The sequence below is a fragment of the Pseudarthrobacter sp. ATCC 49987 genome, from assembly GCF_009928425.1.
Taxonomy (GTDB): domain Bacteria; phylum Actinomycetota; class Actinomycetes; order Actinomycetales; family Micrococcaceae; genus Arthrobacter.
This window is the reverse complement of sequence record NZ_JAABNS010000001.1, coordinates 3,717,898-3,740,848: the sequence shown is the minus strand read 5'-3', so window position 1 is coordinate 3,740,848 and position 22,951 is coordinate 3,717,898. Positions and strand designations below refer to the sequence as shown.

The 22,951-nt window shown below is 67.5% G+C and carries 22 protein-coding genes, 1 tRNA gene and 2 pseudogenes; 14 read left to right on the top strand and 11 right to left on the bottom strand.

Features of this window, described 5'->3' with window-relative positions; all coding sequences use genetic code 11:
- Positions 1-2: 2 nt before the first annotated feature.
- Together GXK59_RS17345 and GXK59_RS17340 are read right to left on the bottom strand one after the other, a co-directional pair.
- The gene (locus GXK59_RS17345; RefSeq protein WP_024368146.1) at positions 3-482 is read right to left on the bottom strand and encodes an FHA domain-containing protein FhaB/FipA; all 480 of its coding nucleotides are present in this window, start codon (positions 480-482) and stop codon (positions 3-5) included.
- Entirely contained in the window at positions 479-1,219 is a 741-nt protein-coding gene (locus GXK59_RS17340; protein WP_160668621.1) for an FhaA domain-containing protein, read from the bottom strand. The genes GXK59_RS17345 and GXK59_RS17340 overlap by 4 nt, the downstream gene beginning before the upstream one ends.
- 432 nt (positions 1,220-1,651) lie before the next feature.
- Here GXK59_RS17340 and GXK59_RS17335 point away from each other — a divergent pair.
- Positions 1,652-1,734: transfer RNA gene (locus GXK59_RS17335), tRNA-Leu, on the top strand.
- A gap of 116 nt (positions 1,735-1,850) precedes the next feature.
- Here GXK59_RS17335 and GXK59_RS17330 read toward each other — a convergent pair.
- Both GXK59_RS17330 and GXK59_RS17325 read right to left on the bottom strand, forming a co-directional pair.
- Positions 1,851-2,981: an IS1249 family transposase gene (locus GXK59_RS17330; protein ID WP_160668620.1), complete on the bottom strand. Its 1,131-nt coding sequence runs from the start codon at positions 2,979-2,981 to the stop codon at positions 1,851-1,853.
- 153 nt (positions 2,982-3,134) lie between these two features.
- Complete coding sequence (locus GXK59_RS17325; RefSeq protein WP_160668619.1) at positions 3,135-3,824, bottom strand: TetR/AcrR family transcriptional regulator; 690 nt, start codon at positions 3,822-3,824, stop codon at positions 3,135-3,137.
- Between the two features lie 169 nt (positions 3,825-3,993).
- Here GXK59_RS17325 and GXK59_RS17320 point away from each other — a divergent pair, with 169 nt between their 5' ends.
- The 4 genes from GXK59_RS17320 to GXK59_RS17305 all read left to right on the top strand — a co-directional run bounded on the left by GXK59_RS17320 (position 3,994) and on the right by GXK59_RS17305 (position 8,497).
- Positions 3,994-5,412: a flavin monoamine oxidase family protein gene (locus GXK59_RS17320; protein WP_160668618.1), complete on the top strand. Its 1,419-nt coding sequence runs from the start codon at positions 3,994-3,996 to the stop codon at positions 5,410-5,412.
- 45 nt (positions 5,413-5,457) lie between these two features.
- Complete coding sequence (locus GXK59_RS17315) at positions 5,458-6,372, top strand: universal stress protein (protein WP_160668617.1); 915 nt, start codon at positions 5,458-5,460, stop codon at positions 6,370-6,372.
- Positions 6,369-7,892, top strand: a complete 1,524-nt coding sequence (locus GXK59_RS17310; RefSeq protein ID WP_160668616.1) for an APC family permease — start codon at positions 6,369-6,371, stop codon at positions 7,890-7,892. Before GXK59_RS17315 ends, GXK59_RS17310 begins: the two co-directional genes overlap by 4 nt.
- A gap of 122 nt (positions 7,893-8,014) precedes the next feature.
- On the top strand, positions 8,015-8,497 hold the full coding sequence (locus tag GXK59_RS17305; protein WP_160668615.1) for a pyridoxamine 5'-phosphate oxidase family protein: 483 nt from the start codon (positions 8,015-8,017) through the stop codon (positions 8,495-8,497).
- Between the two features lie 6 nt (positions 8,498-8,503).
- Here GXK59_RS17305 and GXK59_RS17300 read toward each other — a convergent pair whose 3' ends face one another.
- Positions 8,504-9,142, bottom strand: a complete 639-nt coding sequence (locus GXK59_RS17300; protein WP_160668614.1) for an NADPH-dependent F420 reductase — start codon at positions 9,140-9,142, stop codon at positions 8,504-8,506.
- Positions 9,143-9,212: 70 nt separating this feature from the next.
- Positions 9,213-9,845, bottom strand: coding sequence for a hypothetical protein (locus GXK59_RS17295; RefSeq protein ID WP_160668613.1), 633 nt, complete (start codon positions 9,843-9,845; stop codon positions 9,213-9,215).
- Positions 9,846-10,003: 158 nt separating this feature from the next.
- On the opposite strand from GXK59_RS17295, the gene GXK59_RS17290 reads away from it, so the two are divergent.
- A complete protein-coding gene (locus tag GXK59_RS17290) occupies positions 10,004-10,387 on the top strand; it encodes a VOC family protein (RefSeq protein ID WP_160668612.1) in 384 nt (127 codons plus the stop codon).
- Positions 10,388-10,407: 20 nt separating this feature from the next.
- Here GXK59_RS17290 and GXK59_RS17285 read toward each other — a convergent pair whose 3' ends face one another.
- Complete coding sequence (locus tag GXK59_RS17285) at positions 10,408-10,812, bottom strand: DUF5997 family protein (RefSeq protein WP_160668611.1); 405 nt, start codon at positions 10,810-10,812, stop codon at positions 10,408-10,410.
- A 90-nt stretch (positions 10,813-10,902) separates the two neighbouring features.
- Between GXK59_RS17285 and GXK59_RS17280 the strand changes: the two genes are divergently transcribed.
- A complete protein-coding gene (locus GXK59_RS17280; RefSeq protein ID WP_237393940.1) occupies positions 10,903-11,655 on the top strand; it encodes a LysR family transcriptional regulator substrate-binding protein in 753 nt (250 codons plus the stop codon).
- A 31-nt stretch (positions 11,656-11,686) separates the two neighbouring features.
- On the opposite strand, the gene GXK59_RS17275 is transcribed toward GXK59_RS17280, so the two are convergent.
- Complete coding sequence (locus GXK59_RS17275; protein ID WP_160668609.1) at positions 11,687-12,022, bottom strand: hypothetical protein; 336 nt, start codon at positions 12,020-12,022, stop codon at positions 11,687-11,689.
- Positions 12,023-12,261: 239 nt separating this feature from the next.
- Here GXK59_RS17275 and GXK59_RS17270 point away from each other — a divergent pair, with 239 nt between their 5' ends.
- Positions 12,262-12,894: a flavin reductase family protein gene (locus GXK59_RS17270; protein WP_160668608.1), complete on the top strand. Its 633-nt coding sequence runs from the start codon at positions 12,262-12,264 to the stop codon at positions 12,892-12,894.
- Positions 12,895-13,062: 168 nt separating this feature from the next.
- Here the strand turns inward: GXK59_RS17270 and GXK59_RS17265 are convergent, their stop codons facing one another.
- Positions 13,063-13,773, bottom strand: a complete 711-nt coding sequence (locus GXK59_RS17265; protein WP_160668607.1) for a GntR family transcriptional regulator — start codon at positions 13,771-13,773, stop codon at positions 13,063-13,065.
- A 108-nt stretch (positions 13,774-13,881) separates the two neighbouring features.
- Between GXK59_RS17265 and GXK59_RS17260 the strand changes: the two genes are divergently transcribed.
- The 6 genes and pseudogenes from GXK59_RS17260 to GXK59_RS17235 all read left to right on the top strand — a co-directional run bounded on the left by GXK59_RS17260 (position 13,882) and on the right by GXK59_RS17235 (position 21,699).
- Positions 13,882-14,640 carry a LamB/YcsF family protein gene (locus tag GXK59_RS17260; RefSeq protein WP_160668606.1) on the top strand — a complete coding sequence of 253 codons (759 nt, stop codon included), beginning with the start codon at positions 13,882-13,884 and terminating at the stop codon, positions 14,638-14,640.
- A gap of 100 nt (positions 14,641-14,740) precedes the next feature.
- Positions 14,741-16,078: an MFS transporter gene (locus GXK59_RS17255; protein WP_160668605.1), complete on the top strand. Its 1,338-nt coding sequence runs from the start codon at positions 14,741-14,743 to the stop codon at positions 16,076-16,078.
- A 46-nt stretch (positions 16,079-16,124) separates the two neighbouring features.
- On the top strand, positions 16,125-17,780 hold the full coding sequence (locus GXK59_RS17250; RefSeq protein WP_160668604.1) for a 5-oxoprolinase/urea amidolyase family protein: 1,656 nt from the start codon (positions 16,125-16,127) through the stop codon (positions 17,778-17,780).
- Positions 17,780-19,540: an acetyl/propionyl/methylcrotonyl-CoA carboxylase subunit alpha gene (locus GXK59_RS17245; RefSeq protein ID WP_160668603.1), complete on the top strand. Its 1,761-nt coding sequence runs from the start codon at positions 17,780-17,782 to the stop codon at positions 19,538-19,540. Before GXK59_RS17250 ends, GXK59_RS17245 begins: the two co-directional genes overlap by 1 nt.
- A 51-nt stretch (positions 19,541-19,591) precedes the next feature.
- Positions 19,592-20,138: pseudogene (locus GXK59_RS17240) on the top strand (ATP/GTP-binding protein); the annotation flags it as partial.
- Positions 20,139-20,235: 97 nt separating this feature from the next.
- Positions 20,236-21,699, top strand: coding sequence for a type IV secretory system conjugative DNA transfer family protein (locus GXK59_RS17235; RefSeq protein WP_237393939.1), 1,464 nt, complete (start codon positions 20,236-20,238; stop codon positions 21,697-21,699).
- Positions 21,700-21,881: 182 nt separating this feature from the next.
- Here the strand turns inward: GXK59_RS17235 and GXK59_RS17230 are convergent.
- Together GXK59_RS17230 and GXK59_RS20780 are read right to left on the bottom strand one after the other, a co-directional pair.
- Positions 21,882-22,598, bottom strand: a pseudogene (locus tag GXK59_RS17230) (amino acid ABC transporter ATP-binding protein); the annotation flags it as partial.
- 35 nt (positions 22,599-22,633) lie between these two features.
- Positions 22,634-22,945, bottom strand: a complete 312-nt coding sequence (locus GXK59_RS20780; protein WP_237393938.1) for a hypothetical protein — start codon at positions 22,943-22,945, stop codon at positions 22,634-22,636.
- Positions 22,946-22,951: the final 6 nt, after the last annotated feature.

Here is a 22,951-nt window from a genome sequence, read left to right as displayed (position 1 = left end):
GGCTACGGCCTCAATTCGATGACCGTCTTGCCGATTCTCACGGGGACACCCAACTCAACCGGCAGCGCCCTGGTGAGCTGCTGATCGGCCAGATAGGTGCCGTTGGTCGAACCAAGATCCTCAATGAACCAGCGGCTGCCCTGCGGGAACAGGCGGGCATGGCGGCCCGAGGCGTAGTCATCCTCCAGCACGAGGGTGGCCTCCTGGGCACGGCCGAGCAGGATGGGGCTCGCCGCCAGCGGAATCGTTGTGCCCTTGAGCGGACCTTCCGTGACGACCAGCTGGCGGGGCTGCTGTTTGACGGGGGCGGCCGGTTCGGCCAGGGCCGGGTTCTTGCGCACCTGCCGCGCCGTCGGGGCGCCCGCCGCGGCCTTGCGGCCGATCATGAGGTCGCGGCGCATGGCGGCAACGATGCTGAAGATCAGCACCCACAGGAGAAGGAGGAAACCGAAGCGCAGGGCCGTGATGGTCAGTTCGCTCACCGGCGGCCGCCTGGGTTGGCGGGCAAAAGGCGGAAGATGATTTTGGTCCGTCCCATAGTGATCGTGGTGCCGTCGGTGAGTTCCGATGACCCCACGATCTTGTGGCCGTTGACGTAGCTGCCGTTCGTGGAGCCCAGATCGACGGCCTGGGCAGTGCCAGTCCCCGTCCGGATTTCCAGGTGGCGACGGGAAACGCCGGTGTCATCAATAAGGATGTCTGCTTCTGAGGAGCGTCCCAGCACGATCGAGGGCGCGTTGAGGGAGTACCGCTGCCCGTCGATGTCCAGGACAGGCTGCATCCGGGAGGGCTGGCGCGTCGGCGCGGCAGGCATGCCGCCGTGCGCCGCCGGCTGCGCGGGGGACGGGGACTTTTCGGTCCGCGACTTGATCTCGAAGTCTCCGGCGCGGCGTTCCTCGTCACGGCGGAAGCTGATCCGGACGGGACCCTGGAGGGTGTATCCCTGGCTGCGCACGTGGTTGATGACGACGTCGCACAGTTCTTCGGCGAGCGGTGTGCCCCATTCCTGGGCCCGCTGGAAGTCGGCGTCACTGAGGAGGACATCAAAGACGTTGGGGGCGAGGGTCCGTCCCGCGGCGATGGTGAGGGCCTTGTTGTCCACCTCGCGGCGGAGGTGGCTGGCGATCTCGACCGGCTCAACCTGGGCACGAGAACCGGTGGAGAAGACTCCGCGGACGGCCTTTTCGATGCCGCGCTCGACTTTGTCCAGCAATCCCATGGTCCTTCTCCTTTCGTGACGGCTGCAGGGCAGCATTCGTTCCGGAACTCGGATTCCCACATCTGCGGGAGCCCGCTGGTAACGGGCACTCCTACATCAGATACTACTGGGCGAGTCTGGGAATGGCCTTAATGCGCGTCGCCACTCCGCGCTGGAAAATTGCGGCGGCCCGGCTCTGACATGCGCTGACGTCGACCCTGTCCGGCCGGCGGGGAGGACCCCCGGGCACCCTGCGGCGCCTCCTTGCGGCCCCTTGTTACTGCCCCGCTCCTGGCCCGTGGTTGTCCCCATTGGTGTCACCTTGCTGTCCCCACTGCTGTCCCTCCGGGGGCCGATTGGTGTTTTCCCGCTGTTGTCCGTTATGCTTGATCTCGCTGCTTTCACGAGGTTGGTGGTCCGGATTCCGGGCCAGGATTGAGTGAAAGAAGTTGCGCGCGAGTGGCGGAACGGCAGACGCGCTGGCTTCAGGTGCCAGTGTCCGAAAGGGCGTGGGGGTTCAAATCCCCCCTCGCGCACGCAAACAAAAGAACCCCGGTCTTCGGACCGGGGTTCTTTTTTGTCTGGCGCCGCTTCTGGGGTTATAGGAGAAAACGGGGGTTAGCGGCCAAAATGTGTGTATGGCTTGGGCGTGTCAGGGTCGTCCTGCCCATCCTTTGCGGGCCCAGAGGCCTTCTTCTGCGGTGGCTGCTTTGCCGTATTCCTCGGGTCCGTGGGGTTGGTCGGGGGCGGTCTGAGCCGGTAGGCGTATGGGCGTTTGGTGCTCCGGGCGGATGAGCCGGGCGGGCGGGACCGGGGTTTCGCTATGCAGGTACAGATACCACTCGATGGCCGGTTTCTGGTGCTCCTCGCTCATCCCGCGGTGGGCCCGCAGGATCAGGCGAAGCTGGGCGTTCGTGCCGCCTTCGATCCGGTTGGTCGTGGCGGCGATGTCGAGTCCGATGAACTCGTGGCGGAGGTAGGTGAACAGCGTCCCTGCCTGGCTGATTCGTTCCAGGAGGCGGTAGGCCTTGCGGAGCCTGTCGTGGGTGAACCACCAGGTCTGATTCGCCCGCACCCAGGCCGGCGCCGGGGTGGTGGTGCCGCGGTAGGTCCGGGCCCGGACCAGGTCCCCGTAGTCCTGGTACCAGTCGTTGAGGTGGCCCAGCCACGCCGCGGCCTGCGCCGAGGTGCGGATCCGTGTCAGTGCCCGGCCAAGGCGCAGGAGGGCTTTTCCTGCCTCGGTCCTGGGCCGGCTGGTCAAGTGGGTGCGCACGTTGCGTTGGACGTGGACGAGGCAGCGCTGCACGGCGCTATCGGACCAGCAGTCAGACAATGCGGCCGCGATCCCGGAACCACCGTCGGTGATCACCACGCGCGGCGCGGGGAACCGTTGAAGCAGGGCAGCCCAGGCAGCCTTTTTCTCGGTGTCGCACCACTGCCAGCCGATCACGTGCTCTCCGGCGATCGCGATCAGACAGCACCACGACCCGACGTAGATCCCGTCGATCTGGACCTGATCATGGACCTCGCCAGTGGCCGGTATCGCCGGGGAAATATTCCAGCACCATGCCGTGCGGCGCCGGAACGACCGGGCCGTGCCGAACGAGACAGCCCCTGCCTGGCTGCCGGCGCCCAACAACCAGCCCAGAAAGGCGTCCAGCTCCGCGCGCCGGCTCACATCCGGGCGTTCACCCGAGCGGCTCGCCCCGCATTCCAGACACCGGTACCGCTGCTTGCCAGCCGCCGTTTTTCCGTTCCGAACCAGCGCACGACCACAAATCAAACATTCCAGAGATATACAAGCACCCCAGCCACCCTAAGCTTTCAAAGCTTAGCTACCCCGGATTTCCCCCGCCGTCACTGGGAAACAGGCACAATCCATACACACGTTTTGTCCTATAACCCCGCTTCTGACCGCCCGGGGGCCTTGCGCCGCCTACGCCCGCAGCGCGCCAAGGCCGCTGACAAGCGCGTCGAGTCCCAGCTCAAAGGCGACATCGGCCTGGTTCTCGTAGCCCTGGTCGGCCAGCCGGGCGACGGCCGCGGTGAAATTCGGCGTCGAGGCCGCCATGCTTCCGGAGTCGAAGATGTCCGCCGGGGCAGTGACGTCATACGCCGAGCCGAAGATGAAGGACTCCAGTGCCACGATCGCTGAAACAATCCGCTCCTGCGGGAAACCTGCCCGGCTGAATCCTGCACTGACGGCCTCGTACATGGCCAGGGTCTTGGGCGCGTCCGTAACCGGGAGCACGGCGATCACCGGGATCAGCGGCGTGTGCTTGGAGAACACGTCGCGGTAGCTCCAGGCCCAACTGCGCACCGCACGGTCCCACGGTTCGGCGTCGAAGGCCGATACATCCACAAACGAGGTCAGGTGGTCCTGGACCAGGACCAGCACGTCCCGTTTGGACGAGACGTGGTTGTACAAGGCCGACGGCGCCACGTTGAGCGTCCGCGCCAATGCCGCCATGGTGAACCCGTCATAGCCGCTCTTCCCGATGAGCTGCAGCGCTGCCGCGGTAATGCCGTCCTGGTCGAGGACGGCGGCAGCAGGCCTGCCCGCCCGGCGGCGCGGTTTCGCATCCTGGCGGTGCGGATCCGCAGGGGCACTGGTTGATGCCGGCATTGCTGGCCTTTCTGCCGTTGAAGGGGCCCTCCCATTCTGCCCCTACTTTACGGGCGAATTTCTTCGGCAAAGGGTCTTCCCTGGCGCACCCGAAGGGTCTATAGTCGAGTCTAAATGAATGGCATTCATTTAGTGGTCCGCATCACTTTGCGGCCACAGAGAGGACATCATGCTGGAACTTGACCGCGACGTCGTCATCGTCGGAGCAGGCCCCGCCGGGCTGACCGCAGCCCGGGAACTGAAGAAGGCCGGCCTGAGCGTGGCCGTCCTGGAGGCGCGCGACCGTGTCGGCGGCCGCACCTGGACCGACACGATCGACGGCGCCATGCTGGAAATCGGCGGCCAGTGGGTTTCCCCGGACCAGACCGAACTCCTGGCGCTCCTGGACGAGCTTGGCCTGAAGACCTATTCCCGTTACCGCGACGGCGAATCCGTCTACATCGGCTCCGACGGCAAGCGCACCCTATATACGGGCGACACTTTCCCGGTCAGCGAAACCACCGCCGCCGAGATGGACAAACTCACCGCGCTGCTGGATTCCCTCGCCGCCGAGATCGGCCCCACCGAGCCGTGGGCGCATCCCAAGGCCCGCGAGCTGGATACCATCTCCTTCCACCACTGGCTGCGGGAGAACTCCTCGGACGAGGAAGCCTGCAACAACATCGGCCTCTTCATTGCCGGCGGCATGCTGACCAAACCGGCCCACGCCTTCTCCGCCCTGCAGGCAGTGCTGATGGCTGCCTCCGCCGGATCCTTCACCCACCTCACCGACGAGGACTTCATCCTCGACAAGCGGGTGGTCGGCGGAATGCAGCAGGTCTCGCTCCTGATCGCCGCCGAACTGGGCGACGACGTCGTCCTCGACAGCCCGGTGCGCACCATCAACTGGGTGCCGTCCCCGGCCGCAGGAACTGAAGGAACCGGCGAAGACGGAGCCCAGCGGGTGACCGCCATCTCCGAACGCGCCACCGTGAATGCGCGGTTCGTCATCATGGCCGTGCCCCCGAACCTCTACACCCGGGTTTCCTTCGACCCGCCGCTGCCGCGCCGCCAGCACCAGATGCACCAGCACCAGTCGCTGGGCCTGGTCATTAAGGTCCATGCCGTCTACAGCACCCCGTTCTGGCGCGAGGACGGCCTCTCCGGAACCTGCTTCGGAGCCGGTGCCCTGGTCCAGGAGGTCTACGACAACACCAACCACGAAGACCCCCGCGGGACACTGGTGGGCTTCGTCTCGGATGAAAAAGCCGATGCCATGTTCGAGCTCAGCGCCGAGGACCGCCGCCGCGCCATCCTCGAATCGATGGCCCGCTTCCTGGGGGACAAGGCCCTCGAACCGGAGGTGTACTACGAGTCGGACTGGGGCTCCGAGGAGTGGACCCGGGGCGCCTATGCCTCCAGCTACGACCTTGGTGGACTGCACCGGTACGGCAAGGACCAGCACGCGCCGGTCGGGCCGATCTACTGGTCCTCCTCCGACCTCGCCGCCGAGGGGTACCAGCACGTCGACGGCGCCGTCCGGATGGGCCGCCACACGGCAGCCCGGATCGTCGCAGCGGCAGACCGTGCCTCCGTGGCCTCCAATTAGTCCCTTCCACCCAACCCGCGCAACAGCTCAGAGAGGATCGGCCAGATGCGTTACGTAGTGGGGTATTCAGCCAATGCCAGAGGCCACGATGCCGTGAACCTGGCCGTGTCGCTGGCACGGGGCCGCGGTGCCAGCCTGGACTTGGTGCTGGTGGTGCCGGAAGTCCAGCAGTTCGGCGCCGCCCATGCACCCAAGGCCGGTTTCGAGAACCTCCTGAACGAACAGGCGCGCCAGTGGCTCGACGAGGCCCTCGCCCTCGTTCCGGCCGACGTCCCGGCGCAGGCGCACGTCCGCACCGGGGACTCCGATGCCCAGGCGCTGATCGAGGCGGCGGAGGAGCTCGGGGCGGACATCCTCGTCATCGGGGCAACCAGTGCAGGGCTGTTCAAGCGTTTCACCATCGGTTCGGTGGCCAGCGCACTGCTCCACGCCTCAACGGTTCCGGTGGCGCTGGCACCCCACGGCTACCACCGCACGGAGGCCCTGACCCGGATCAGTTGCGGACTCGGAACCCGGACGGGAGCCGGAAAGCTGCTCGACTTCGCCATCGGCATGGCGGCGAACCGGGGGGTCCCCTTGCGGGTGGTGTCACTGCTCGCGCTCGACGGCGGCGACCCGACCGGTGCAGCGGAAGCCGCCCGCGAGTACGCGGAAAAGACCGTCGCGTCAGCCGCGCCGGTCAGCCCGTCGGGCGTCCAGCTGGCCGCCAGGACGGATGTTGTCGTGGCGCAGGGCCGGAGTATCGAAGAGGCCGTGGACGGCCTCGACTGGGAAGACGGCGAGGTCCTGATAATCGGGTCGAGCCGGCTGGCCCAGGCCCGCTCCATCTTCCTGGGCAGTACCGCCAACCGGATCCTGCGCGCCCTCCCGGTGCCGATGCTCGTGGTGCCCGGCGGCTACGAACTCAAGCACCAGAACCATTCAACGTCGAATGACACCTCCCGAGAGGCACACCAATGAGCACCGAACACGCGACGGCCAAGACCTCGCACGACACGCAAGCAGGACTTAGCGCCAAGGGCCTCAAAGCCGGATCGGTGGGCCTGATCGGCGCCGTCGTCATCGGTGTGTCCTGTATTGCCCCGGCCTACACCCTGACTGCGGCCCTCGGCCCCACCGTCGCCGAGGTCGGGGTCCAGCTGCCGGCCATCTTCCTGGTGGGCTTCATTCCGATGCTGCTCGTCGCGTTTGGCTACCGGGAACTGAACAACGCCATGCCCGACGCCGGAACCTCCTTCACCTGGGCCTCGCGCGCCTTTGGGCCGTGGATCGGCTGGATGGGCGGCTGGGGACTGATCGCCGCGACCATCATTGTGTTGTCCAACCTGGCAGCCGTGGCGGTGGACTTCTTCTACCTCATGCTGGCCCAGCTGTTCGGCAATCCCGAACTCGCTGACCTGACCCTGAACCTGCCCCTGAACATCGCCACCACGCTGGTTTTCATCGCGCTGGCGTGCTGGATCTCCTACCGCGGCATGGAAACCACCAAGGGTGTCCAGTACGTGCTGGTTGCGTTCCAGCTCATCGTGCTCGGCTGGTTCGCCGTCGCCGCCTTCAGCCACGTCGCCAACGGCACAGCCTTCGACGCCACCGCGATCACCCCCGACTGGTTCAACCCGTTCGCCGTCGGTTCGTTCTCGGCCTTCGCGGCCGGCGTCTCCCTCTCGATCTTCATCTACTGGGGCTGGGACGTCACCCTGACCATGAACGAGGAAACCCGCAACCCGGAGAAGACCCCGGGCCGTGCGGCCACCATCACCGTGCTGGTCATCGTGATCATCTACATGACCGTCGCACTTGCGACGCTGTCCTTCGCGGGCATCGGAAACGAAGGCCTGGGAGCCGGAAACCCGGAGAACCAGGGCAGCATCTTCGCCGTCCTCGCCGGACCGGTCATGGGTCCGTTCGCCATCCTGATGTCCCTGTCCATCCTCAGCAGCTCGGCCGCGTCCCTGCAGTCGACGTTCGTGTCACCGGCCCGGACCCTGCTGGCGATGGGCCACTACAAGGCGCTGCCGGCGAAGTTCGGCAAGATCAGCCCCACGTTCAAGTCCCCGAGCTACGCCACCATTGCGGCGGCCGTCGCCGCCGCGGCGTTCTACGTGATCACCCGGACCACCTCCGAGAACGCGTTGTGGGACACCATTACCGCCCTCGGCATGATGATTTGCTTCTACTACGGCATCACCGCCCTGGCGTGTGTCTGGTTCTTCCGGAGCGAGGCGTTCAGCGGGGCACACGCGTTCTTCTTCAAGTTCCTGTCCCCGCTCCTGGGTGGCGTCATCCTGCTGGTGATGTTCTTCAAGACCGCCTATGACTCCATGGACCCGGCGTACGGTTCCGGCTCGTCCGTCGGCGGCATCGGCCTCGTGTTCATCCTCGGCATGGGCGTCATCCTGCTGGGCGTGGTGCTCATGCTGGTCATGTACAAGATCCGCCCGGAGTTCTTCAAGGGCAAGGTCCTGGCCCAGGGCTACTGAGCCCCGGCAGCAACGAACTGGGAAGGTCCTCCTTCCGGCAGCCATTGGAAAGTAAGCACACTTACCAATAGGCTGGCGGGAGGGGGACCTTCCCCCGTTCGGAACCAGAACGAGGTGACAGCATGTCGGATGCAGGAAACATCAGCAAAGTTACGGACATCATCAACGATTCGCGGATCGGAATGTTCACCACCGTCAATGAAGCGGGCGCACTGGTCAGCCGGCCGCTGGCAGTCCAGGACGTGTTAGACGACGGCGACATGTGGTTCTTCACGTCCGCCACCACCTCCCAGGTGGCCCACGTCCGGGCGCACCCGGCCGTCAATGTCTCGTTTGGCAAGGGGACGGAATGGGTGTCGGTGGCCGGAACGGCAGAAGTTGTCACGGAGCGCGCGAAGATCCACGAGCTCTGGAACCAGATGGTCGAGGCCTGGTTCCCGGACGGTCCGGATACTCCGGAAGTGGTGCTGCTGCACGTCGAATCTGATTCAGCCGAGTACTGGACCAGCCCGGGTGGGACCGCCGCGACCGTGCTGCAGTGGGTCAAGTCCAAGGTCATGCACAGCCGCATGAGCGTGGGCGAAAGCGGCACCGTGGAACTGTAGCCGCCCTCAGTCGACGATCTTGAGCCCGGTCCCCCGGTTGAAGGACTCGTAGGCGGGGTTGGCCTGCAGTGCTTCCACCAAGAGCTGGAATCCCTCCAGCTCCCGCGCATGCCGCAGGCCGCCAACCCGCAAGGGCCGCAGCCCCGCGGCTGCAGCGAACGAGGCAACCTGGTTGCTGGCCTCCTCGGAGTCCGAGGCGATGAACACATCCAGTGGCATCCCGCCGGCGGCTCCGGCCGTCAGCGGTCCGGCGAACGTGGTGTTGAAGGCCTTGACCACCGCCGCCCCCGGCAGCAGGGCGGCGATCTCCTCGGCGGCCGAGGTCCCCGGCTCGACGGTGAGGGAATCGAAGGTGTCCGGGTTGATCGGGTTGCTGATCTCCACCACGGTCTTGCCGCTGAGGGTGTCGCCGTAGTGCGTCGCCACTTCCTTGGCCGGCCCGAAGTAGAGGGCCAGCACCACGATGTCCCCTTCCGGGATATCACCCAGCCCTCCGGAGGTGGTGTCAGCGCCCAGTTCGGCGGCGAGTTTGGCCGCATTCTCCGGGGTCCGGTCCAGGATCTGGAGCGGGCGTCCGGCGGCCACGGCGCGGGTTCCGATCGCCCGTGCCATGTTGCCGCTGCCGATGATGGTGATGTCTGTCATGGTGCTTCCTTTTGGGGGTAACCGGGGAATACAGGGGCGTGGGGGCGCAGGGCGCGAGATGCCCGGGGTATCAGCCGAGCGCGGGATCCGCCGTCGGGGATCCGGCAGCGCGGGCCGGGGCGTCGTGCCGGACGCCGGCAGCCCGTTCGGCGTCGGCGAGGGCTTGTTCCAGCCGTGCCACGGCCGGGGCATAGCTGGCGTCGGCCCCGCCGCGGAGCCGCTCCGCGGCCTTCATCGCCCGGATCAGGGCTGCCGTCTCCGGCTGCCGCGGGTCACTCATGGCGGGGTAGTCGATGCAGTGTCCGGGGTCGAGTTCGTAGCGCTGCCACCTGGCCAGGGCGCTGCGGTGCCGTGCCTCGGCGGCCTCGTTGCTGGCTGCAGTTTCCCGGGAGAAACGCCGGGCCTCCTGCTTGCTGAAGACCGTGGGCGTCCAGAGATAGGAGGCCGCAGCCGCCGCAGCGGCGAGGACCCCGAGCAGCAGGCCGGCCCACGGTGCTGCCAGGGCCGGAAGGATCACGGCCGGCGCAACGATGGCGAGCCCGGCGAAACCGTCCCAGAACACGGCATCCGGCAGGCCATCGTCGTCGGCCGCCAGATGCTTCCGGACCCAATAGACCGAGGCTCCCGCCGCGCACACGACGACGACGGCCAGGGCAAGCAGTTGCCACAGCGCGAATGGGGCGGGCGCGAACAGAGACGGCATTCCAACACCTCCAGGGATCCGGCCCGGTGCGGGCGCGGTTCCGCTGATTCCATTGGAATCCATCGCAGGCGGGCCGTCAATGGTCCCGGAACTGCGCGGGAGCCCGGAGCGGAGCGTCCGGTTCCCACCCGGGGCGGTCCCGGCGTAGCCTAGGCCTCATGCGACTGAAAATGTGCAGCATCCACGTCAAGGACCCCGCCGCTGCTTTCGAGTTCTACACCGGAATCCTGGGCTTCGAGAGCCTCATGGCCATGCCGGAGCACAACCTCTACATCGTAAAGGACCCGGCCGGCTCCGGAGGCGGAACGGTCGGGCTCCTGCTGGAGCCCAGCGACAACCCGATCGGGGCCGCCTACATGAACGGATGCCACGACGCCGGGCTGCCCGCGATCGTCTTCGGGGTGACCGATGTCCGGGCCGAGTTCAAGCGGCTCACGGCCAAGGGCGTCATGTTCCAGGGCGAGCCCTCCGTCGGACCCGGGGGGACGACGGCAGTGTTCGACGACGGGTGCGGGAACTTCGTCCAGCTCCACCAGGACTGAGCCGGTGCCGTCAGCCGCGGCTACTCGGCGGCCGCGCGCGCCTTCTTGGCGTCCTTCTGCGCAGCCTCGTCCTTGACCCGCTGGGCCTCGGCGCGGACGGCAGCGTGGGTGGAGCGTTCGGCGACCAGCCATGCCGGGGGAGCCTGCAGCAGCGCGGTGATTGCCGCCGTCGTCAGCGCTTCCTCGACGCCGCCGCGGGCCAGGCCGCTGATGGAGACGTTGAGCTTCTGCGCGACCACCGGGCGGGGGTGCGGGCCGTTGCGGCGCAGTTCAGCGAGCCACTCCGGCGGGTTGGCCTGGAGCTCGGCGAAATCGGCGCGGGTGATGACCGAATCCTGGAACTCCTGGGGTGTTGCGGGCAGGTAGATGCCAAGCTTCTTGGCAACGGTGGCCGGCTTCATGGACTGGGAGTTTGCAGAGGTCATGCTTCAAGGGTATCCGGCCAGCGGCTGACTGGGCACCGGCACTGAACTCTGACACCCGCCATGCGCCGGGCCGGGCGGTACTGTGAACATGTGTCCGCAGCAGAAGAAACACCCCAGACCCCCGACGAAACCACCGACGCCCCAGCCGAAGCAGCCGTGCGGGAGTTGCGTTTCGCCTACGTCCCCGGCGTGACCCCGGGCAAGTGGACCCGGCGCTGGGAGGAGCGGATGCCCGACGTTCCGCTGCGCTCCTTTATGTCCGACGACGGCGCCCAGCTCACCGTGCTGCGCGACGGTTCCGCGGACCTGAGCTTCGTCCGGCTGCCGGTGGAGCGCGAGGGCCTGAGCGTCATTCCCCTGTATGAGGAACAGCCCGTGGTGGTGGCGCCCAAGGGACACGAGATCTCGGTGTTCGAGGAGGTGGACCTGGCCGATCTGTCCAAGGAGTCGTTCCTGGACGTCGCCGAACTCGGCGGCCCGGAAATGGCGCTGCAGGTGGTGGCCGCCGGGGCCGGCCTGGTAATCCTGCCGATGTCCGTGGCCCGCCATTTCAACGTCAAAGACACTGTGGCGCGCAAACTCACCGGGGCACCCACGACGGAGATCGCCGTGGCCTGGCCCAGCGACACCACGGATGAGGTAATCGAGGAGTTCATCGGCATTGTCCGCGGCCGCACCGCCGCGAGCTCCCGCCAGCCGTCCGCCCAGCAGGACAAGCCCAAGAAGGAACCGAAGCCTGACCGGCGCGGTCCGGCCGTCAAGAAGCCCAAGGTGGCGCAGCGCTACGCCCCGAACCCGGACAAGGGCCGCGGCAAGGGATCCCGGAAAAAGGGCAAGCGCTAGGAGCGGCCCCGCCGCTGGTTGTGCGCCGGGTTTACTTGGCGCAGGCGTCCTGGAGGGCCTTGACCGATTCGGCCGGAGCCTGGTCGCCGGAGTCGGCGATCTGGCGCAGCGGGGTGGTGATCTCGGCGGGAACCCCCGCGGTCTCTGCGCCGGCGACAAGGCCGCCGAGCACTTCCTTGTCCTTGACGCTGACCAGGCCGTCCTCCACGAGGCTGCAGGCCTGCTTCTTCACTTCACTGCCGGCGGCCGTGGCCACCTGGGAGGCGCCGTCGCTGACGGCCTTGTTCGCGGCGTCCTGCACCTGCCCGCAGCCCGTCAGCGCGATCATCAGGGTGGCAGCGGACAGGGCGGCGAGGCGAAGTTTCATTCGTTCACCCTAACAAGGTCCCCTGAGCGGAAGCTGGCTGCGGCAGTTCTGCCGGCTGTTTGACCGGCTGAAGCCCGGGCCCCGGCTGGGGGAGGAGTCGCAGCTGGAGCTGGCCCCGGACCTCAGGAAATACTGATGACCACGCTGACGGAATTCGCCGCCCTGTACCGTGAACTCGAGCAGCTCCCGTTGCGGACCCGCCGGCACCAGGTTCGGCGGCCCGGTCGTAAGGTGGAGCCATGCGAACGGACTTCAGCCCTGACGAACTGCCATCCGGGGACTTCTATCGGCTGCTGACGGCGGTCATCGTTCCCCGGCCCATCGCGTGGGTTTCGAGTACGTCCGCCGACGGCATGGACAACCTCGCCCCGCATTCCTTCTTCACGGTCGCCTCGGTGAATCCGCCGATCATTCAGTTCACGTCGGTGGGTGAGAAGGATTCGCTGCGCAACATCGTCGCAACGGGCGAGTTCATTGTGAATTTGGCTCCGGCTGACCTCATGGCCGAGGTCAACGCCACCGGCACGAATTTCCCGCCGGAGGTGAGCGAGTTCGACGCCGCTGGCCTGACGCGTGAAGCCGGACGCACGGTGCAGGTTCCCCGGGTTGCGGAATCGCCCGTGGCGCTGGAGTGCAAGCTCCACAGCACGCTGGAGATCGGCGACTGTTTCCTGGTCTTCGGCGAAGTCACGCATGCCGTGGTCGCCTCAGAAGTTCTTCAGGGATCGCATCCCAGGATCAGCAAACTGGACCCGCTCTCGCGGCTGGGCCTTGATGAATGGGGTGCCATGGGTCCGGTCAGCGAGCTCAAACGGATCCGGGCGGCCGACTGGCCGGGGGAGTTCCGGCCAACGCACGGGTCCCTCGACTGACCCGCGCCGGGCTGGCCTGCTGCCCGGCGCGGCACCACGACGCGGGGAGTTCTCCCCGACGCGCGGAAACGCTGTCGACGCCGGAATTCGGGTAGCGTCGGGAATTTGCCGCCGCGCAGGCCAGAAGGCGCGTCGCGGGTGTGCCTGCCCGCGGTGCGGCAGCGTCGCTCAGTCCCCGTGGACGGCGCTCTGCTTCTCTTCCGAACGGTCCAGATAGGCCAGCAGCAGGTCGCCGGCACGGTCCAGTTCGCCGGCTTCCAGGGCCTTGCAGATTTCCTCGTTGTCGTCGAGGTAGCTGCGGTAGAAGTGCGCGTCCAGGGTGGCCTTGTGGAAAAAGAGCCGCATCTCGGCCAGGACCTGGGCCATGATCGTGTTGAGGCGCGGGCTTTCGGCCAGCGCCGCGATGGCCCCGTGGAAATGCTGGTTGGCATTGCCCAGGGCTTCCTCGTCATCCGCTGCCGCCGCGGCCCGGCCTTCCTCGATGGCGGCGCGGACCGCCGCCACCCGCTCGGGGCTTCCGCCGCCCCGGATGGCGCTCACTTCGAGGAAGCGGCGCACGGTGTAGACGTCGTGGATGTCGCCCGGCCCCAGGCTCGCGACGAACACTCCCCGGTTAGGCTGCCGTACCACCAGCCGCTCGGCTGCGAGTTCGGCAAAGGCTTCACGGACAGTGTTGCGCGAGACGCCCAGCTCCTCGGAAATGGTCGATTCGGTCAGCCGCGCGCCCGGCAGCAAGAGCCCCTCCGCCAGCTGCAGCCGCAGTTCGGCGGCGACCCGGTCCGCGACCGACGGGATGGCTACCCGCAGCCGCGCCGCCGCGGCCAGCGTCGCACCGGTTGAGTCGGAAATGCCACGGAATCCTGCTTCGGAGCTCGTCATACGTCAGAATTTACACGATCGTCACATCGTGGAATCGAAGAATTGTTGAACAATCCGTAGATTTAGTGCATCCTAGTGAGGGGGCTATCAATGAGACGAGAATCACAAATGGCAACCATCGACCTGAACAGCGACGTCGGCGAGTCCTACGGACGCTGGAACCTGGGAGACGATACGGCGATGTTCCGCTCGGTTTCCAGTGCGAACGTGGCCTGCGGATTCCACGCCGGCGACCCCAGCGTGATCCGGAAGACCTGCCGCGAGGCGGTTGCAGCCGGCGTCGTGATCGGCGCCCATGTCGGCTACCGCGACCTCGCCGGATTCGGCCGCCGCTTCCTGGACATCGACCCGATCGAACTGGCGGACGACGTCGTCTACCAGATCGGTGCGCTGCAGGCCCTGGCTGCCGCAGAGGGCGGCAAGGTCACTTACGTCAAGCCGCACGGCGGCCTCTACAACGCGATCGTCGCGCACACCGCGCAGGCGAAAGCCGTCGTCGACGCCGTAAAGTCCGTCGACCCGAACCTGCCCATCCTGGGCCTGCCGGGCTCGGAAGTGCTCCGCCTGGCCGAGGCCGCCGGGCTCCGCGCCGTGACGGAAGCCTTCGCGGACCGGGCCTACAACCCGGACGGGACCCTCGTGTCCCGCACGCTGCCCGGAGCCGTCCTGCACGACCACGCCGAGGTCACGGAGCATGTCCTCCGGATGGCCTCCGATTCCGCCGTCCGCACGATTGACGGCTCCATCCTGAAGATCCGCGCGGAAAGCATCTGCGTGCACGGCGACTCCCCGGGAGCCGTCACCATGGCCGCCGCAGTACGCGAGGCCCTCACCGCCGCCGGCATCAGCACGGCCGCGTTCGTCTGACCCGCCTAAACCACAGCGACACCGGCATTGCGCCATCCCGCCGGCGACGCTTCACCACACCCGCCCAGCACAGGCAGCACCCCGCACCCTGGAGGAAATCATGACCGCACCGCACCAGGCCACCCCGGCCGCCAGCAAGAGGAAGCTGCCGCCCGGCGCCCTCAAGGCCTATGTCGCGAGCCTCACCGGCACCTCGCTGGAGTACTACGACTTCGCGATCTACTCCGTGGCCTCGGCCCTGGTGTTCCCGAAGATCTTCTTCCCGGGCAACGACGAGTTCGTTGGCCTCCTGCTCTCCTTCTCCGCCTTCGCGGTGGGCTACCTGGCCCGCCCTATCGGCGGTGTGATCTTTGGCCGTCTCGGTGACAAGATCGGGCGCAAACACGTCCTAGTGGTCACCCTGATGCTGATCGGCGCCGCCACCGTGCTGATCGGTGCGCTGCCTGACTACTCGGTCATCGGCGTCGCGGCCCCCATCATCCTGGTGCTGCTGCGCCTGGCCCAGGGCATCGGCGTCGGCGGCGAATGGGGCGGTGCCGTCCTGCTCTCCAGCGAATTCGGCGATGCCAACAAGCGCGGTTTCTGGTCCTCGGCCGCGCAGATCGGCCCGCCGGCCGGCAACCTGATGGCCAACGGTGTCCTGGCCTTCCTGGCCGCCACGCTCAGCAATGAAGCCTTCCTCTCCTGGGGCTGGCGCGTCGCCTTCCTCGCCTCCGCCCTCCTGGTGGTCTTCGGCCTCCTGATCCGGCTCAAGCTCGAGGAAACCCCCGTCTTCAAGGCCATCCAGGCCCACGGCGAGCAGCCCAAGGCCCCCATCAAGGAGGTCTTCACCAAGGAACCACGCGCCCTCGTGGCCGCCGCCCTGTCCCGGGTCTGCCCCGACGTGCTCTACGCCCTCTTCACCGTCTTCGTGGCCGTCTACGCCACCAAGCAGCTGGGCATGACCACCGGAAACGTGCTCGCTGCCATCCTGATCGGCTCCGCCTTCCAGCTGTTTCTGATCCCCGCGGCCGGCGCCCTTACGGACCGTTTCAACCGCCGCCTGGTCTACGGCATCGCCGCCGTCGGCACCGCACTCTACATCCCGGTGTTCTTCTGGATGATCCAGGGCAAGTCCGTTGTGATGCTCACCGTCGGCGTCGTGATCGGCCTGGCGTTCCACGCCTTCATGTACGGCCCGCAGGCCGCCTACATCACCGAGCAGTTCCCGGCCCGGCTGCGCTACGCCGGCAGCTCGCTGGCGTACACCCTGGCCGGCGTCGTGGGCGGCGCCGTCGCACCGCTGATCTTCACCGCGCTCTACGCCGCGACCGGGAACTGGTACCTGATTGCCGGCTACCTCGCGATCGCCTCGATCGTCACCGTCGTCGGGCTGGCCCTGGGCCGGAACCCGCAGACCGCGGAAGAAGAGCGCCTCCTGCAGGAAGCCCACGCCTAAGCGGCGCGGATCCAGTTCAAGGCACCGGCAACGATGAAGGCACCTAATGATTGAGACAGCGGGGGAAACCCTGGCAGTACAAAAAGCGGCAGTTCACAAAGTGAGTTCCGTGCGGGCGGTGGGAACCCGCGCGGTACTCGCCGAACTCACCGGAACCCAGGACGTGCTGGCACTGCAGGCGCTGCTCCTGGAGAACCCGCTGCCGGGCCAGCTGGACGTCCTCGCCGCGGCCGAGACGGTGCTGGTCACGGCGGACTCCCCGGTCTCGGCCAAGCGGATCGCCGCGCGGCTGCTCCGGCTCGACCTCACCGCGCCCGTTCAGCGGGACGGCGGGCTGGTGGTCATCGACACCGTGTACGACGGCGAGGACCTCGCCGAAGTGGGGGAGCTGACCGGCCTCGGAACCGCGGGCGTCATCGCAGCCCACACCGGGCAGATCTGGACCGTTGCCTTCGCCGGCTTTGCCCCCGGCTTCGGCTACATGGTTGGGGAGAACCAGGCCCTCGAGGTGCCGCGGCGCAGCTCGCCGCGCACGGCCGTCCCCGCGGGATCGGTGGCGCTGGCGGGCAACTACTCCGCCGTGTACCCGCGCCGCTCGCCCGGCGGCTGGCAGCTGATCGGCCGCACCGGCGCGAAGATGTGGGACCTGGACCGGGAGCAGCCTGCCCTGGCCGCCCCCGGCCACCGGGTGCAGTTCCGCGCGGTCCGGGACGCCGTGTCGCTGGCCCCGGAACGCCCCGCCGGGGTTGCGGCTCCCGACGTGACGTCCGGCCTGCGGGTCGTCACACCGGGCCTGCAAAGCCTGATCCAGGACCTCGGCCGCTACGGCCACTCCGGCCTGGGTGTCTCCGCCGCCGGCGCGCTGGACCGGGCGTCGCTGCGCCGGGCCAACCGCCTCGTCGGGAACGCGCCGTCGGCCGCCGCCATCGAAACGGTCGCTGGAGGCCTCGCGGTGCAGGCGGTCGGGGACCAGGTCCTCGCCGTCGCCGGTGCCCCCTCGGAACTGACCATCGCGTCGGCGTCGGGGGATGACCGTGAGCCAGCCTGGCGCACCGTCCCGATCGCCACCCCCTTCGCCCTGCTCGACGGCGAAACCCTGACCATCGGCCCGCCGCAGAGCGGTTTCCGCAGCTACCTCGCCGTCCGCGGCGGCGTGGACACCGCCCCGGTGCTCGGCAGCCGCTCCACCGACACCATGTCCGGGATCGGCCCCGCTCCGCTGGCCGCCGGCCAACTGTTCGCCGCCGGCGGGGAGGCCGAATCCGGCGTCGTCGGGCACCCCGAACTGCAGCCGGACTTCCCGGGCACCGGCGTCACCGTGCTCGACGTCGTTCCCGGCCCGCGCGCCGACTGGTTCGACGCCGCAGCGCTGTCGTCCTTCTGCGGCCAGGACTGGGAAGTGAAACCGCAGTCCAACCGCGTCGGCATGCGCCTGCAGGGAACCCCGCTGCAGCGCACCCGCCAGGGCGAACTCGCCAGCGAAGGCACCGTCGCCGGCGCCCTGCAGGTCCCGCCGGAAGGGCTCCCCGTGCTCTTCCTGGCCGACCACCCGATCACCGGCGGCTACCCGGTGATCGCCGTGGTGGTCGACTCCCAGCTGGACCTCGCAGCCCAGATCCCGATCGGCGGCAGGATCCGCTTCCGCTGGGCGGACGCCAGCACCACCGAACACACCACCCCCGAAGAAGAAGTGAGTAACTGATGCGCAAGGTCCTGATCGCCAACCGCGGTGAAATCGCCGTCCGGATCGCCCGGGCCTGCGACGACGCGCAGCTGGCCTCCGTCGCCGTCTACGCGGACATCGACGCCGACGCCCTGCACGTCTCCGCTGCGGACGAGGCCTACGCCCTGGGCGGCAACTCGCCCGCGGACACCTACCTGAACATCCCCAAGCTCCTCGCCGCCGCGGCCGAATCCGGCGCCGACGCCCTCCACCCCGGCTACGGCTTCCTGTCCGAGAATGCGGAGTTCGCGCAGGCTGTCCTCGACGCCGGCCTCATCTGGATCGGGCCGACGCCGGACGCCATCCGCCTGCTCGGCAACAAGATCACCGCCCGCGAGACCGCCGTCCGCGCCGGGGCACCGCTGGTCGCCGGCAGCGACGGCCCGGTGGAATCCGCCGCAGAGGCCCGCGCCTTCGCCGAACTGCACGGTCTGCCGATGGCCATCAAGGCGGCCTTCGGCGGCGGCGGCCGCGGCATGAAGGTGGTCCGCGCCCTCGACGAGGTCGAGGAAGCCTTCGACTCCGCTGTCCGCGAGGCTGTCGCCGCCTTCGGCCGCGGCGAATGCTTCGTGGAGCGCTACCTCGACCGGCCCCGCCACGTCGAGGCACAGGTCCTCGCGGACGTCCACGGCAACGTCGTCGTCGTCGGAACCCGCGACTGCTCGCTCCAGCGCCGGCACCAGAAGCTCGTGGAGGAGGCCCCCGCGCCGTTCCTCAGCGACGAGCAGACCCGCCAGATCTACGACGCCGCCAAGGCCGTCTGCCGCGAAGCCGGCTACTCCGGCGCCGGCACGGTGGAATTCCTGGTTGCCGCGGACGGCACCGTGGCGTTCCTCGAGGTGAACACCCGGCTGCAGGTGGAGCACCCCATCACCGAGGAAACCACCGGGATCGACCTCGTGCAGGAGCAGTTCCGCATCGCCGCCGGGGAGCCGCTGCGCATCACCGAGGACCCGGCACCGCGCGGGCACTCGTTCGAATTCCGGCTCAACGCCGAGGACGTGGGGCGCGGCTTCCTGCCCTCGCCCGGCACCGTCGACGAGTTCCACGGCCCCACCGGCCCGGGCATCCGGCTCGACACGGGCGTCCGCCCCGGCTCCTTCGTCCCGCCGCAGTTCGACTCGCTCCTGGCGAAACTCATCGTCACCGGCGCGGACCGCCAGCAGGCCCTGCGCCGCGCCCGCCGCGCCCTCGCCGAAATCAGCATCACCGGCGTCGCCACCGTGCTGCCGTTCCACCGCGCCGTGCTCGAATCTCCGGACTTCACCTCCGAGGGCGGCCTGGGCATCCACACCCGCTGGATCGAAACCGACTTCGCGGACACCGTCTCCATCTCCGCCGACCCGGACTACAGCACCATCGCGCCTGACGGCGAACGCCGCACCATCACCGTTGAGGTGGACGGCCGCCGGATGGCTGTTGGCCTGCCGGCTGACCTGCTGGACGGCTGGGCCCGCTCGGGCGGACCGCTGCCCGCCGGAGTGTCAGTGGACGGGGCGTCCGACGGCGGGGCTGCCGCCGCCGACCCCGGGGAGCTGCGCGCCGACATGGCCGGGACCGTGGTGAAGTGGCTCGTCGAACCGGGCGCCGCAGTCTCGGCGGGGGACCCCGTCGTCGTGCTGGAGGCGATGAAGATGGAAACCCAGGTCTCGGCCCACCGCGACGGCACCGTGACCGGCGTCCGCGCGGCAGCCGGCGGCGTTGTTACTGCTGGAGCGGTGCTCGCCCTGATCGGGTAGGCGCTGATTCAGGGGCCGCCGGTGTGCTGCGGGGCGCCGCCGATGGGTCGCAGCGCCCTCGCGGACGCCGGTCTGGAACCGTGCCGAAACTGCTTTGTCGTCCTTGATGAGCTCTGGCGGGCACTGCGCGCGGGGAAGGGCATGGTGGACCGGGTGGACGCCCTGACCCGGCTCAACCGCGCAGTCGGCGTCGGGCAGGTCATGATTTCCCACACCATGTCCGACCTGCTCGCGCTCCCGGCAGAAGAGGACCGGATGAAGGGCCGTGGCTTTTTTGAACGCTCCGGCATGGTCATCTGCGGCGGGCTTCCCGCCTCCGAAATGCCGCTGCTGACCGCCGCAATCCCGCTCTCTCGCGTCAGGAACAGCAGAAGCTCATCTTCTGGCAGGACCCGCCCGCCTGGGACTACCGCGGCGGCGACGTCCAACCCCCCGGACGCGGGAAATTCCTGATCAAGGTCGGCGGCCGCCCGGGCATCCCGTCCAGATCGGCCTCACTTCCATCGAGGCGTCCCTGAACGACACCAACAAGCGCTGGAAAAAATCCCCGTCGGAAGCGGGTTCATCTGTCGGACTCCACGAAGGGGGTGCGGCATGAGTGCTCCGAACCGCAAAGGCACCGGGATGGCTGACGGGCTGGGGATCTGGCTGGCCATCGGCGCAGCCGCTCCCGCAGCGCGCACAAACGCACCCGGGTGGATAAGGTCGCCGTCTACATGGGCCGCGGCAAAGACCTCGATCACCCGGGCAGCAAAGGGGCCACGGCCACGGCCGTGCGTCTCGGCGTGGAGAACTCCACGGGGGTGCGGCTTGGCCGCAGCGTGGCCGGGAAGCGCCCGCTGTGGGCCGCCTGGGAGGACATGCTGATCCTCATCGCCTGTCCCCGCACGATGAAGACCACCTCCTACGCCGTCCCGGCAATACTGGACGCACCCGGCGCGGTGATCGCCACCTCGAACAAGCGCGACATCGTCGACGTGACACGTCCGGTCCGGGCAGAGGCCGGCGCCGTATGGGTCTTTGACCCGCAGGCCGTCGCGGAAGAAGATCCCACCTGGTGGTGGAACCCGCTCTCCTACGTGAAGAACGAAGCGACGGCCGGGAACCTGGCCCAGCACTTCGCCAACGGCTCCCGGGAACCCGGGACCAAACCCGATGCCTACTTCGACCCGGCAGGGCAGAACCTGCTCGCCGCCTCACTCGACTCCGCCCCCGTCACACAGGTCTACACCTGGCTGACCCGCCCACACGACGAGGCCCCCGCAGAACTGCTGAAGACCGCCGGGTATGACCTGCTCTCGGACATGGTGATGGGCCACATCCGCGAACCGGAAAAGCAGCGGGCCGGCGTCTACGGTACCGCCCGGCAAATGGTTTCCTGCCTGACCGACCGCGAGGTCAGCCAATGGGTCACCCCGGCCCGGAACACGACGGTGGACACCGACCCGCGGCCGCAGTTCGTCCCCGAGGGCTTCGTGCGCGGCAAAGGCACGCTCTACAGCCTCTCCCGCGAAGGCGTCGGCACCGCCGGCCCCCTCGTCACCGCCCTCACCGTCGCCGTCGTGGAAGCGGCCGAAAAGTACGCCACCTCCCAGCCCGGCGGACGACTCGCGACACCGCTGCTCGGGATCCTGGACGAGGCTGCGAACGTCTGCCGGTGGATGGCCCTGCCCGACCAGTACAGCCACTACGGCTCCCGCGGGATCATCCTCATGACCATCCTGCAGTCCTGGTCCCAGGGCGTAGAGGTCTGGTCCCTGGAAGGAATGCGGAAACTCTGGTCCGCGTCAAACGTGAAAATCTACGGCGGCGGAGTCTCCGAAGTCGGCTACCTCGACGAGCTCTCCCGCCTCATCGGCCAATACAGCTACATCAACGTCTCCCGCAGCCACAGCAAATCCGGATCCTCCTCCTCCCGGCAGGAGAACAAAGACGAGATCCTTTTCGTCGCCGACCTGACAGCACTGCCCAGGTTCCGGGCCATCCTGCTCGCCTCCGGAGCCCCGGCCACCATGATCGAAACGATTCCCTGGATGAACGGGCCACATGCGCAGAAGGTTAAGGACTCCCTTGCCACCAAGGAGACAGTCGAAGTTGACCCTGTGGCTGTTGCTGTTGCGGCGCACAACCCCTGGACGGACGGGGACAAGGCGTGGTGAGTGAGGAGTTCGGCGACGCCTTCGACGATGACGAGGTTCAGTCCACAAGTGGTCCCAGCCATGACAAGCCCGAACCGGAGCTCGTGTACTCCAGCGCGGTGGAGTTTTTCGCTGAACTCCTGGCCCGGTCCTACGTGCGGGAAGTCAACGAGGGCGCGGCCTTCGCGTGGTGCCCGGAGTGGTTGCTGGGGATTGGTGATGAGATCCCGTGCGGGCCCTTGTTCAACGATTTGACCGTCCGCCATGAATACGACCCTGTCTGCGACGTCGCGGGCGAAGTTCATTTCGTGAGTGACGACGACCATGGTCATCTCCGACTGGGCGAGGTCCTTCATCACTTTTAGGACTTCCCCCACCAACTCGGGGTCGAGGGCCGAGGTTGGCTCGTCGAAAAGCATGAGCTTTGGCCGCATACACAGGGCGCGCGCGATGGCGACTCTCTGTTGCTGGCCACCGGAAAGATGGCGGGGATAGGCCTGCGCCTTTTCCGCCAATCCCACCATGGTCAGAAGTTCCAGGGCCCGCTCGGTGACGATCTTCCGGTTCTCCTTGAGAACCAGCCGCGGCGCCTCCACCAGGTTCTCAAGGACGGTCATATGCGGGAACAGGTTGAAGTGCTGGAAGACCACGCCAATGTCGGTCCGGTTCTGACAGATTTGCTTGTCCTTCTGTTCGTGCAGCCGGGTGCCCTTGATGTCATAGCCGATGACTTTTCCGTCGACCCACATCCGCCCACCGTCAATACCCTCGAGATGGTTGATACAGCGCAGGAGAGTGCTCTTGCCCGATCCCGACGGGCCGATGAGGCAGACCACTTCACCGGTTTGAACCTCAAGGTCCAGACCTTTAAGGACCTGAAATTTGCCGTAGTTTTTCTCGATTCCGTCGGCCCGCACCATGGGCCGGTCCTGCAGCGTTGGGGATGCCAGAGCAGTCACAGTTTTCCGCCTTTCCGGCTCGGCCGGTCATTGCCGTTGAAGCCTTTCCGGCCCAGCCGGTCATGGGTGTTGAGGAAGAAGCGCAATTTCTGCCATGGGGTCAGAGGAAGATTCCGCTGCCCGCCCTTAGCAAACCTGCGTTCGAGGTAGTACTGGCCGACGCTCAGCACGGACGTCACCACGATGTACCACAGGCTCGCCACGATGAGCAGCGGTATGGTCTGAAACGTGCGGGCGTAGATGATCTGCGAGGAGTAGAGCAGTTCGGGCACGGAGATGACGCTGACGAGCGCCGTGGTTTTGAGCATTCCGAA